Origin of the sequence: Mixta theicola, assembly GCF_002895925.1 — a bacterium.
GTDB lineage: Bacteria > Pseudomonadota > Gammaproteobacteria > Enterobacterales > Enterobacteriaceae > Mixta > Mixta theicola.
The window spans coordinates 267,912-278,310 of record NZ_NWUO01000006.1 but is presented as its reverse complement, the minus strand read 5'-3'; the positions used below and the strand labels follow the sequence as shown (position 1 = coordinate 278,310).

Genomic DNA, 10,399 nt, shown 5'->3' with positions numbered 1-10,399 from the left:
GGGTCTGCGGCATCGGGCCGTCAGTCGCAGCAACAACCAGGATAGCGCCGTCCATCTGAGCAGCACCGGTAATCATGTTTTTCACGTAGTCGGCGTGGCCCGGGCAGTCAACGTGCGCGTAGTGACGAGTCGGGGTTTCATATTCAACGTGAGAGGTGTTGATGGTGATACCACGAGCCTTCTCTTCCGGCGCGTTATCGATCTGATCGAACGCACGAGCCTGGCCACCGTAAGTTTTAGACAGAACGGTGGTGATAGCTGCGGTCAGAGTGGTTTTACCGTGGTCAACGTGGCCGATAGTACCAACGTTAACGTGCGTTTTGTTACGCTGAAATTGCTCTTTCGCCATGGCGATATTCCTTACGTTATGCCCTCATCCTTGATGAGGGCATCTGTTCACTATTCTAAAACCGTAGCTTATTTGCTACGAGATTCAATAACGGCCTGAGCGACGTTGTTCGGCGCTTCCGCGTACTTCAGGAACTCCATGGAGTAAGAAGCACGGCCCTGGGTCTGAGAACGCAGGTCAGTAGCATAACCAAACATTTCAGACAGCGGTACCTGAGCGCGAACGGTTTTACCGGTTGCGGTGTCATCCATACCTTCGATGATGCCGCGACGACGGTTCAGGTCACCGATTACGTCACCCATGTTTTCTTCCGGCGTTTCAACTTCAACCTTCATGATAGGCTCAAGCAGAACCGGCTTCGCTTTCTTAAAGCCGTCTTTAAACGCCAGAGATGCAGCCAGTTTAAACGCCAGTTCAGAGGAGTCCACATCATGGTAAGAACCGAAGTGCAGACGAACGCCCAGATCAACTACCGGATAACCAGCCAGCGGACCAGATTTCAGCTGCTCCTGGACACCTTTGTCAACCGCAGGGATGTATTCACCAGGAATCACACCGCCTTTGATGTCATTGACAAATTCGTAGCCTTTGCCGCCCGGCTCCAGCGGGTACAGGTCGATCACAACGTGACCATACTGACCACGACCACCAGACTGTTTCGCGTGTTTACCTTCGACATCCTTGATGGTGTCGCGGATAGTTTCACGGTAAGCAACCTGCGGTTTACCTACGTTAGCTTCAACGTTGAACTCACGTTTCATACGGTCAACGATGATATCGAGGTGCAGTTCGCCCATACCAGCGATGATGGTCTGGTTAGATTCTTCGTCAGTCCATACGCGGAATGACGGATCTTCTTTCGCCAGACGGCCCAGAGCCAGACCCATTTTTTCCTGGTCAGCTTTGGTTTTCGGTTCAACCGCGATAGAGATAACCGGCTCCGGGAACTCCATACGTTCCAGGATGATCGGGTTGTTCGGATCACACAGGGTATCACCGGTGATCACGTCTTTCAGACCGATCGCCGCAGCGATATCGCCCGCGCGAACTTCTTTGATCTCTTCACGTTTGTTGGCGTGCATCTGTACGATACGACCAAAACGCTCACGCTGTGATTTCACAGAGTTCAGTACGGTATCACCTGAGTTAACCACGCCTGAATAAACGCGGAAGAAGGTCAGGTTACCCACGAACGGGTCGTTCGCGATTTTGAACGCCAGAGCAGAGAACGGCTCTTTATCGTCAGAGTGACGCTCTGCCGGAGTATCTTTACCGTCGTCCAGGATACCTTTGATAGCCGGTACGTCGGTCGGTGCTGGCAGGAATTCAACAACCGCATCCAGCATCGCCTGAACACCTTTGTTCTTAAATGCAGAACCACAGGTAACCAGGATAATTTCGTTGTTCAGCACGCGCAGACGCAGTGCTTTTTTGATCTCTTCTTCAGTCAGCTCTTCGCCGCCGAGGTATTTCTCCATCAGCTCTTCGGAAGCTTCAGCTGCAGATTCGATCAGGTTCTGGTGCCATTCTTCAGCCAGGTCAACCATGTCAGCCGGGATCTCTTCATAAGTGAAGGTCACGCCAGCATCATCTTCGCTCCAGTTGATGGCTTTCATTTTGATCAGGTCAACAACGCCGGTGAATTTCTCTTCTGCGCCGATAGCCAGCTGCAGAGGAACCGGGTTTGCACCCAGACGGGTTTTGATCTGACCAACAACTTTCAGGAAGTTAGCGCCCATGCGGTCCATTTTGTTAACGAACGCGATGCGCGGAACTTTATATTTGTTAGCCTGACGCCATACGGTTTCAGACTGCGGCTGAACACCACCAACCGCACAGTAAACCATTACTGCACCATCAAGAACACGCATGGAACGCTCAACTTCGATGGTGAAGTCAACGTGTCCCGGGGTGTCGATGATATTGATGCGGTGCGGCTCAAACTGCTTGGCCATACCTGACCAGAACGCGGTGGTCGCAGCAGAAGTAATGGTAATACCACGTTCCTGCTCCTGTGCCATCCAGTCCATGGTTGCAGCGCCATCATGTACTTCACCGATTTTGTGGTTAACGCCGGTGTAGAACAGGATACGCTCGGTGGTAGTGGTCTTACCGGCGTCGATGTGAGCACTGATACCGATGTTACGGTAACGTGAAATGGGTGTTGTACGAGCCATTTGATTCCTCTGATTCTCGGACGTTCAAAATAAGTCATCCCCAGCGGGTTGGCTAATTGAGCGCCCGCTGGGTTAACAATAACTACGTGGTTATTACCAGCGGTAGTGAGCGAACGCCTTGTTGGCTTCGGCCATACGGTGAACGTCTTCACGTTTCTTCACTGCAGTACCTTTGTTCTCAGCAGCATCAGAAAGTTCGTTCGCCAGGCGCAGAGCCATCGATTTATCACCGCGTTTACGAGCAGCTTCTACGATCCAACGCATTGCCAGAGCATTACGACGGACCGGACGGACTTCAACCGGCACCTGATAAGTAGAACCACCAACGCGACGTGACTTAACTTCTACAGTCGGACGTACGTTGTCGAGGGCTACTTCGAAAGCTTCCAGTTCGGATTTACCAGAACGCTGAGCCAGGGTCTCCAGCGCGGTATATACGATTGCTTCAGCGGTAGATTTTTTACCGTCTACCATCAGGATATTTACAAATTTGGCCAGCAGCTCAGATCCGAATTTAGGATCTGGCAGGATTTTACGTTGACCAATGACGCGACGACGTGGCATGGAAATACTCCGTTGTTAATTCAGGATTGTCCAAAACTCTACGAGTTTATTTTGACATTTAATTTAAAACGTTTGGCCTTACTTAACGGAGAACCATTAAGCCTTTGGCTTCTTCACGCCATACTTGGAGCGAGCCTGCTTACGGTCTTTAACACCAGAGCAGTCAAGCGCGCCACGAACGGTGTGGTAACGCACACCTGGCAGGTCTTTAACACGACCGCCACGGATCAGGATTACGGAGTGTTCCTGCAGGTTGTGGCCTTCGCCACCGATGTAGGAGGTCACTTCGAAACCGTTGGTTAAACGAACACGGCATACTTTACGCAGCGCGGAGTTCGGTTTTTTCGGGGTAGTGGTGTACACACGAGTACAAACACCACGTTTCTGCGGGCAAGCTTCCAGCGCCGGCACGTTGCTTTTAGCAACTTTGCGTACGCGCGGTTTGCGAACCAGCTGATTAACTGTTGCCATTAAATAGCTCCTGGATTTAGCTTTTGCTTCGTAAACACGTAATAAATCGCCTCGTATTATACGAGGACGCAGAATTTTAGGGCTGAGCAGAAAAGGTGTCAAGAAATAACCAGGCGTCTGTTGCTCACCAGGGCATTTGTTGCTGCTGTTTTACCGTCAGCATGACGAAATCATTATAATCGATCACGGTGATTTTGGATGAAATTTGCGCAGTTAATCCGCGCGCGACGACATCCTCCTCCAGCGCCCACAGCCGCGCTGGAGACTGCAACAGCTGCGGTAACAGGCGATTGTTTTGCAGGCCGGCCAGTACGCCGTCCTGCATTAACAACAGATCGTCATCAGGCTGTAGCATACGTAGCAATAAATAATAATCACACTGAAACGGTGAACTCATCAGCGTATGCAGCATCGGCGCTCCTTAAAAAGTCAGGATATGGTCAACTTGCGCCAGACGCGCACGCAGCGCAGCGCTGTCCAGCACCTCGGCTGACAGCACACGCGGGCTGTCTGGCGTTAGCCCGCGCTCAGCAAGCGAATCCGCGCAGATATAACATTCCTCAACGTCATACAGCGGCAGTACGCCAAAGGTGGCGATATAGTTACGCGCCAGCACTTTTTCCGGCTGTTGTTTGTCGCTTAACTGCAGCACGCCGTCGCCAATAAAAAATAGTGAGACCTGCTCGCATAGGGCGGCAGTGGCCAGCGCTGCATCCAGTCCTTCCCGCCCGCTGCTGCTGCCGTGAGGCGCGCGGGTAAAAACAAAGGCTATCGATTTCATCAGAACTGCACCACTCTGTCGCTGGTAAGCACCGCTTCAGCTAAAGCGCCAAGTCCCGCCAGCTTAAATCCCGGCTGAAGGTTCGCCGAAGCCAGTCCCAGGCTGGCGGCCTCCTGCTCATCGGTAACGCCGCGCCTTAACGCCGCCGCCACGCAAATGTTCAGTATCACTCCCTGCTGCTGTAACGCCTGCCAGGCGCGCACGATATCAAATTCATCGCCAGCCGGGGCCGTCAGCTGATTCCCGTTGAGCACGCCCTCTCGATAAAAAAAGATGCTGTCCAGCTGATGGCCGGCCGCCAGCAGAGCGCGGGCGAAAAGCAGCGCGCTGCTCGCCTGCTGTGTACCGTAAGCCGGGCCCGTCACCAAAAGCGAGTAACGCATTAGCGTTCCTGCCCCTGCGTATCGCCGCTTTTAAACTGACGGATATAGAGATAAACCGTATGTTTGGAAATATTAAGGCGATCGGCGACCTGGTTAATCGCATCTTTAATATCAAAAATGCCTTTCTCGTGCAGATTGAGCACAATCTGGCGATTTTTCATGTTGTTAGCCACGTTCCGATCGGCGCTGACTTCTTCAATGGTGAACTCCAGCGTCTGCGTCACCAGATCCTCTACTGACGAAGCGAAGTTAACCTGTGAAGAGACATCCGGCGTTTCCGGCGGCATAAACGTCGACATGATTTGTGAGAAAGGAACGTCCAGATTCATATTGATGCACAGCAGGCCAATCACGCGTTGTTGACGATTACGAATGGCAATCGTCACCGACTTCATCAGCACCCCGCTTTTAGCGCGGGTGAAATAGGCACGAGAGACATTGCTGTCGGCCCCGGTCATATCATGCAGCATACGCAGCGCCAGGTCGGTAATCGGCGAGCCAACTTTACGACCGGTATGTTCACCGTTGGCGATACGCACCGCGGAACAATTTAAATCCTCCAGCGAGTGCAGCACGATTTCGCAATGCGAGCCAATCAGCATCGCGAGGCCATCGACGACAGCTTCGTAAGATTTCAGAATATCGTAGTCAGTTTGTTCGAACGGACGTTGTTCCAGTAAATCGACATCGGTCAGATCGCCTGGATTGAATGGATTAGACATGAAGACATTACCCTAATTGGCTGGAGCCTGTCTCAGCGCGGCCAGGGCAGACTCATCATACAAATTTGCGCAGCGCTAGTCTGGCAAATGTCTGCAGGTTATGCCAGATTTTTGTCCAGCCGGGGATAGCGTGTCATAGAAATAAAACCGCCGCGTTAACGCGGCGGTAGCAGGATTACTGTGCTTTTTTATCGTCGGCGACCGGAGCCTGCGCTTTAGCGTCAGCTTTCGGCGCCGGTTTGATGTCCAGTAATTCGACATCAAACACCAGCGTGGAGTTAGCCGGAATTCCCGGAACGCCATTTTTACCGTAGGCCAGCTGCGGTGGGATAACCAGCTTGATTTTTCCGCCTTTCTTCACATGCTTCAGACCTTCAGTCCAGCCTGGGATCACGCCGTCAAGACGGAAAGAGAGCGGCTCGCCACGGGTATAGGAGTTATCGAACTCCGTACCGTCAATCAGCGTGCCTTTATAGTTAACCACCACGGTATCGCTATCTTTCGGCGCGTCGCCGCTGCCCTCTTTTTCTACCAGGTAGAGTAAGCCGCTATCGGTTTTCTTCACGCCCTTCTGTTTAGCGAATTTCGCGGTGTAGGCATCCCCTTTCTCCGCGTTTTCTTTCGCATCTTTTTCCATCTTCGCCTGAGCGGCACCCTTCACGCGGCCTTCGAAAGACTGCAGGGTTTGTTCAATTTCCTGGTCGGATAATTTGCTCTTACCGGCGAAGGCATCCTGAACGCCAGCAATCAGCTGTGATTTATCCAGCTGAATGCCCAGCTTTTCCTGTTCTTTCAGCGAATTTTCCATGTAGCGGCCCAGCGATGCGCCCAGTGCATAGGCAGACTGCTGGTCTTCATTTTTGAAAGCCGCGTTTTTAGGAGCCTGAGGCGCAGCTTGTTCAGCCGGTGCGGAGTCTGCTGCCAATGCCAGCGGTGCATTGAGCGTGGCGGCCATCGTGGCGGCTAACAGCGTAATTTTAAACAGTGATTTCATCCATTATCTCCAAAACCGAAGCCTCTCGCCTCGGCGATCGTTGCAAGCCATCAGGCCTGTACTATAACTGTGCGGAACAACTTATCATGCCCGCCCGGCAAACTTAAGTGTACATCCGACCCTTTTTTGTGTCGGGAAGTTCCAATTGATATGACGATAAGTCTGTGCTTTTTCAACCATCGCGGGCAAAATCGGACAACGTAAAGTGAAGGCATGCGGTTTTATCTTAAACGGATAGCCAGCCGACATGCCAGGCACGGGCAACAGGGGAACAGGGGAACAGCGATGCAGCAACACACCTTTGAACAACAGCTGGAACGGCTGGAAAGCAAACTCGCCTTTCAGGAGCAGACCATCGAAGATCTGAACCAAACCGTCGTACAGCATGAAATGGAAATGGCTAAAATGCGTGAGCAAATACGCCTGCTGATAGATAAATTAAAAGCTGCGGCGCCCTCAATGGTAGCGCATCCATCGGAAGAAACACCGCCGCCGCATTATTAATCGCCCCCGCAATAATTAACGCTGCGACACATTATTTAACGTGTCGCAGCGCAATCCGTTCACAATAATTATTTTACGACGCTTTGCTTCCCGTTCCGCCGGACATTCTTTCACTGCTCTTTAAGCATTGATTAATAGCAACATGCCGCAAATTCATCCCCTCTTGCGGCGATGACAAATATAATAAAATCGAAACGGTTGATAAATATTGATAAAACAATGATTAAACACAAAAAACTCAGGCTATGCCATCTGACCGCCCGTCTCTCAAGGTAACACTTCAGAAAAAATACTTAATAAATCACCCAGGCTTTTCGACGCCAGCCGGAATCATTAGTCAGAATTAATGGAATGCAAAATTATCTATGGAATATTATCATCGTTGGCTTTTATCTGTCGCGGTAATCTTGCTGGTCGGCTGTAATCCCCTGGAAGAAAATACGTTACATGGCTATATTGAAGCAGATTATATTTATATTTCTTCAGCCACTTCCGGCACGCTAAAAACGTTAGCAGTAAATAAAGGACAGCAGATCGAAAAGAACGCGTTATTATTTGCTGTCGATAATGAAAAAGAGCAGCAGGAATATAACCTGGCGCTGGCGCAGCTGGCGCGCGAACAGCTCATCTTAAAAGATCTCTCTTCTGGTAAGCGTAAAGAGGAACTGGCTATTTTGCAGGCGCAGCGCAGGCAAGCGAGTGAAGCGCTGGCGCTGGCGGAGTCCAAAATGGCCAGGGAGCAAAAAAAGTATCAGCAGCAGATGCTGTCCGAGTTCGACTTTGAGCAGGTAAAAAGTGAACGTCAACAAAAAGCGTCTGCCGTTGATGAAATCGATCGGCGTATTGCTGCGGAATCGCTACCGGCACGTACGGCCCAATATGCTGCCCAACAGCATCTCATCGAGGCAGCCCAGGCCACCCTGGCAAAAGCGGCCTGGGCTAACCAGCAAACTTCTCGCTACGCTCCCGTTTCGGCGCAAGTTTTTGATATTTTTTATTATCCCGGCGAATGGGTGCCTGCCGGTAAAGCCGTAATGTCGCTATTACCGCCTGAAAATATCAAAATTCGTTTTTTCGTTTCTGCGTTGCATATGAGTCAGCTACGCTACGCGCAAACCATCAGCATTACGCCGCTGACAGGTCAGCCGCTGCTGGCGAAAATCAACTATATCTCGCCGCAGGCCGAATATACGCCTCCCCTGGTTTACAGCAGCCAGCGCCGGGAACAGATGGTTTTCCTTATTGAGGCCGTTCCACTGGATCCCCTGGCGGTTAGCACCCAGCTGCATCCCGGCATGGCAGTGACGGTGACGCTATGAGTAATGCCATCGAAGTGAGAAAGCTCAACAAACATTTCGGTAACCGTCAAATTGTCAAAGACCTGTCGCTGACCATTGAACAGGGAAAAATCTGCGGTTTTCTTGGGCCAAACGGCAGCGGCAAAACCACCAGCATTCGGATGCTTTGCGGATTACTCAGGCCCGACTCCGGCACCGGGCACTGTCTGGGCCACGATCTTATTGATAACTATCCGGCGATAAAGAAACAAACTGGCTATATGACCCAGCATTTCTCCTTATGGAAAAAGCTTACCGTTCGCGCCAACCTCACGTTTCTTGCCCGCCTGCATATGTTATCCGCTGCGGAAAAGCGCATCGACGCCGTGCTGGAACAGATGGGGCTAACGCAACGGCAATATCAGCTGGCAGGCAACCTCTCTGGCGGCTGGAAACAGCGCTTAGCGCTGGCAGCCGCGCTTCTGCATCAGCCCAGGCTTTTATTACTGGATGAGCCTACCGCCGGGGTCGATCCTAATGCGCGGCGCGAGTTCTGGCATATTCTGCATCAGCTGGCCGAGCAGGGAATCACGATTTTAGTCAGCACTCATTATATGGACGAGGCCGAGCGCTGCCATCAGCTGGCCTATTTGTGCTGGGGCACGCTGCTGGCAACCGGCGATATTCCCTCTATTATTGCCCGGCAAAATTTACAGACCTGGCAAGTACGCGGCGAAAACATTCACCGGCTGGAGAATACGCTGCGTAGTAAGCCGGGTATTCAATATCTCACCCGGCTGGGTAATGTTTTGCACGTCACTGGAAACCAGGGGGACGTGACAGAACAGACGCTACGTGCATACAGCAACCACTATCAGCTCACCTCGGTTGAAACCGGACTGGAAGATATTTTCTCTCACCTGTTAAATAAATATGAGCAACAAGGGGGTTAAATAATGCGCTCTTTTTCATTGTTGCGCTGGTGGGGAGTGGTTATTAAAGAGCTGGAAGAGTTGAAAAAGGATCCGCTCAGTATTTGCCTGATCGTTTTTATTCCCCTTATGCAAGTTATCATATTCGGCTACGCGCTAAATCCCGATCCTAAACGCCTGCCGATGGCCGTGGTGGATTATGATAAAAGCAGCTACAGCCGTAACGTCATTAACGCCCTGGTGCATACACATTATTTCGAACTTATCGACGAGATGGATGAAAGCCAGGCCAGGGAAGCCTTACAAAAAGGGGACGTACAGTTTGTGGTCTCCATTCCGGCTGGCTTTGCCCGTCATATCATCCGCGAAGAACGAGCGGATCTGCTGATTCAGGCCGATGCGACTAACCCGGCAATCATTGCCAATGCGCTGGCCGCCACGCAACCATTGCCTGAGCAAATTTTGCGTCAGTCAATGCCACAAGCGGCGCTGTACGACGTCGGCAATAATAATCCCATCAATATTATTATTCAGCGCGTTTATAACCCTGAAAGCAATATGGAATATAACATCATCTCTGGGCTATTTAGTTTGGTTATTACCCTGACGCTGGTATTACTGGCTGGCCTCTCGCTGGTCAGAGAAAAGGAAAACGGTACGATAGAAACCTTGCTGGCAACGCCGGTAACGGCGGTTGAGGTGATTAGCGGTAAGTTAACACCCTATTTTATTATTACCTCAGTACAGTCGGTGGTAATTATGCTCATCAGTCTGCATATTTTCCACGTCCCGATGCACGGCGATTATATTTCACTGATCCTGTCGATTCTGCTGTTTATTTGCTCCAGCCTGATGGTCGGCATCGCGCTATCAATATTTGCCACGAATCAACTCCAGTCGATGCAGCTGACCTTTTTCTATCTGCTGCCAACCATTTTGATTAGCGGTTTTATGTTTCCCTTTCAGGGAATGCCGACGTGGGCAAAAATGATGGGATCGCTGCTGCCTAATACTTTTTTCCTGCGCTTAATCCGGGGAATTATGCTGAAGGGAAACACTATTATTACGCTGTGGCAAAATGCGCTGTATCTGGTAATTATTATCATTACCCTGTGCGTTGCGGTGCGCTTTTTCTATAAAAACCGGCTTGGCTGATACGTTAAAAAGCCGTAAAACCTTAACCGGACCGGCCATAAAACGCACAAATAATAAGGGCAGAGAGCTAACCGCTCCCTGCCCCAACGT

The 10,399-nt window shown here is 51.0% G+C and carries 13 protein-coding genes; 4 read left to right on the top strand and 9 right to left on the bottom strand.

All coding sequences use genetic code 11. The features are described from left to right. The 9 genes from COO59_RS10670 to fkpA form a co-directional block, all read right to left on the bottom strand. Window positions 1–349: GTP-binding protein (locus COO59_RS10670; RefSeq protein WP_205960863.1), on the bottom strand; the 349-nt coding region annotated here is incomplete at its 3' end. Between the two features lie 68 nt (window positions 350–417). Then, window positions 418–2,526 (bottom strand): elongation factor G, encoded by a 2,109-nt coding sequence (fusA, locus tag COO59_RS10665; RefSeq protein WP_103059770.1) that lies wholly within the window; start codon window positions 2,524–2,526, stop codon window positions 418–420. 93 nt (window positions 2,527–2,619) lie between these two features. Next, complete coding sequence (gene rpsG, locus COO59_RS10660) at window positions 2,620–3,090, bottom strand: 30S ribosomal protein S7 (RefSeq protein ID WP_103059769.1); 471 nt, start codon at window positions 3,088–3,090, stop codon at window positions 2,620–2,622. Window positions 3,091–3,186: 96 nt separating this feature from the next. Then, window positions 3,187–3,561: a 30S ribosomal protein S12 gene (gene rpsL / locus COO59_RS10655; RefSeq protein ID WP_003852912.1), complete on the bottom strand. Its 375-nt coding sequence runs from the start codon at window positions 3,559–3,561 to the stop codon at window positions 3,187–3,189. 124 nt (window positions 3,562–3,685) lie between these two features. Further along, window positions 3,686–3,973, bottom strand: coding sequence for a sulfurtransferase complex subunit TusB (gene tusB / locus COO59_RS10650; protein WP_103059768.1), 288 nt, complete (start codon window positions 3,971–3,973; stop codon window positions 3,686–3,688). Window positions 3,974–3,982: 9 nt separating this feature from the next. Continuing rightward, a complete protein-coding gene (gene tusC / locus COO59_RS10645; protein ID WP_103059767.1) occupies window positions 3,983–4,342 on the bottom strand; it encodes a sulfurtransferase complex subunit TusC in 360 nt (119 codons plus the stop codon). Next, the gene (tusD, locus tag COO59_RS10640) at window positions 4,342–4,725 is read right to left on the bottom strand and encodes a sulfurtransferase complex subunit TusD (protein WP_103059766.1); all 384 of its coding nucleotides are present in this window, start codon (window positions 4,723–4,725) and stop codon (window positions 4,342–4,344) included. The genes tusC and tusD overlap by 1 nt, the downstream gene beginning before the upstream one ends. Next, entirely contained in the window at window positions 4,725–5,447 is a 723-nt protein-coding gene (locus COO59_RS10635; protein WP_103059765.1) for a helix-turn-helix transcriptional regulator, read from the bottom strand. Before COO59_RS10635 ends, tusD begins: the two co-directional genes overlap by 1 nt. A 175-nt stretch (window positions 5,448–5,622) precedes the next feature. Further along, window positions 5,623–6,441 (bottom strand): FKBP-type peptidyl-prolyl cis-trans isomerase, encoded by an 819-nt coding sequence (fkpA, locus tag COO59_RS10630; RefSeq protein WP_103059764.1) that lies wholly within the window; start codon window positions 6,439–6,441, stop codon window positions 5,623–5,625. Between the two features lie 285 nt (window positions 6,442–6,726). Here fkpA and COO59_RS10625 point away from each other — a divergent pair, with 285 nt between their 5' ends. The 4 genes from COO59_RS10625 (at window position 6,727) to COO59_RS10610 (ending at window position 10,309) form a co-directional block, all read left to right on the top strand. Continuing rightward, complete coding sequence (locus tag COO59_RS10625; RefSeq protein WP_103059763.1) at window positions 6,727–6,945, top strand: SlyX family protein; 219 nt, start codon at window positions 6,727–6,729, stop codon at window positions 6,943–6,945. A 365-nt stretch (window positions 6,946–7,310) separates the two neighbouring features. Then, a complete protein-coding gene (locus tag COO59_RS10620; RefSeq protein WP_103059762.1) occupies window positions 7,311–8,264 on the top strand; it encodes an HlyD family secretion protein in 954 nt (317 codons plus the stop codon). After that, window positions 8,261–9,175: an ABC transporter ATP-binding protein gene (locus tag COO59_RS10615; RefSeq protein ID WP_103059761.1), complete on the top strand. Its 915-nt coding sequence runs from the start codon at window positions 8,261–8,263 to the stop codon at window positions 9,173–9,175. The genes COO59_RS10620 and COO59_RS10615 overlap by 4 nt, the downstream gene beginning before the upstream one ends. A 3-nt stretch (window positions 9,176–9,178) precedes the next feature. Further along, window positions 9,179–10,309 carry an ABC transporter permease gene (locus COO59_RS10610; RefSeq protein WP_103059760.1) on the top strand — a complete coding sequence of 377 codons (1,131 nt, stop codon included), beginning with the start codon at window positions 9,179–9,181 and terminating at the stop codon, window positions 10,307–10,309. Window positions 10,310–10,399: the final 90 nt, after the last annotated feature.

Bases quoted from the DNA above. Each gene is read 5' to 3' on its own strand.
- fusA (WP_103059770.1), bottom strand. From the start codon at position 2,526: ATGGCTCGTACAACACCCATTTCACGTTACCGTAACATCGGTATCAGT.
- rpsG (WP_103059769.1), bottom strand. From the start codon at position 3,090: ATGCCACGTCGTCGCGTCATTGGTCAACGTAAAATCCTGCCAGATCCT.
- rpsL (WP_003852912.1), bottom strand. From the start codon at position 3,561: ATGGCAACAGTTAATCAGCTGGTTCGCAAACCGCGCGTACGCAAAGTT.
- tusB (WP_103059768.1), bottom strand. From the start codon at position 3,973: ATGCTGCATACGCTGATGAGTTCACCGTTTCAGTGTGATTATTATTTA.
- tusC (WP_103059767.1), bottom strand. From the start codon at position 4,342: ATGAAATCGATAGCCTTTGTTTTTACCCGCGCGCCTCACGGCAGCAGC.
- tusD (WP_103059766.1), bottom strand. From the start codon at position 4,725: ATGCGTTACTCGCTTTTGGTGACGGGCCCGGCTTACGGTACACAGCAG.
- COO59_RS10635 (WP_103059765.1), bottom strand. From the start codon at position 5,447: ATGTCTAATCCATTCAATCCAGGCGATCTGACCGATGTCGATTTACTG.
- fkpA (WP_103059764.1), bottom strand. From the start codon at position 6,441: ATGAAATCACTGTTTAAAATTACGCTGTTAGCCGCCACGATGGCCGCC.
- COO59_RS10625 (WP_103059763.1), top strand. From the start codon at position 6,727: ATGCAGCAACACACCTTTGAACAACAGCTGGAACGGCTGGAAAGCAAA.
- COO59_RS10620 (WP_103059762.1), top strand. From the start codon at position 7,311: ATGGAATATTATCATCGTTGGCTTTTATCTGTCGCGGTAATCTTGCTG.
- COO59_RS10615 (WP_103059761.1), top strand. From the start codon at position 8,261: ATGAGTAATGCCATCGAAGTGAGAAAGCTCAACAAACATTTCGGTAAC.
- COO59_RS10610 (WP_103059760.1), top strand. From the start codon at position 9,179: ATGCGCTCTTTTTCATTGTTGCGCTGGTGGGGAGTGGTTATTAAAGAG.